The sequence below is a fragment of the Mycoplasma sp. 394 genome (genome assembly GCF_054353895.1).
Genome location: NZ_JBTHHL010000016.1, coordinates 1 through 533, shown reverse-complemented (window position 1 = coordinate 533; position 533 = coordinate 1). Strand labels below are relative to the sequence as shown.

The window sequence follows — 533 nt, the reverse complement described above, 5'->3', positions numbered from 1 at the left end:
ATTTACTCACGCTTGAGAACAAGAGCTTTTGGGAGATATGATGTATAAATATTCAGAAAAGAATCAAAACAACTTTTTTAATAAAGATGATGTATTGTCTGTTTCCGGCGAATACGGTGTACTAAATCAAATAAAATTTTTAGGAAGAAGTTTTGCAGGAAACAACCTAAGAAATTATAAAGTTTTTGATGTCTGTGATATAGTTTACACAAAGTCGCCGTTAAACAAGAATCCTTACGGAATAATAAAAGTTAATTCTTTTAAGAAGGGTATTGTTTCAATTTTATATTCTATTTTTAAACCTTATAAAGATAAATTATATTCTAAATTTATTGAACATTTCTTTTTATCAGATTCAAGATTAAATAATTTTCTTTTTCCTATTATACAAAAAGGTGCTAAGAATACTTTAATAGCAAATGATGATGAGTTTTTGAAACAAAAATTGTATTCCCCTTCACTCCCCGAACAACAAAAAATCTCTCATCTTTTCACTTCCTTAGACTCCATCCTTTCACTTCATCAGCGTAAGT

1 protein-coding gene is annotated in these 533 nt (G+C 28.0%); it reads left to right on the top strand.

Annotation, left to right across the window (positions count from 1 at the left end; all coding sequences use genetic code 4):
* Window positions 1-40: 40 nt before the first annotated feature.
* The coding region (locus ACXYRQ_RS04260; RefSeq protein WP_458614916.1) for a hypothetical protein at window positions 41-533 on the top strand (493 nt) is incomplete at its 3' end.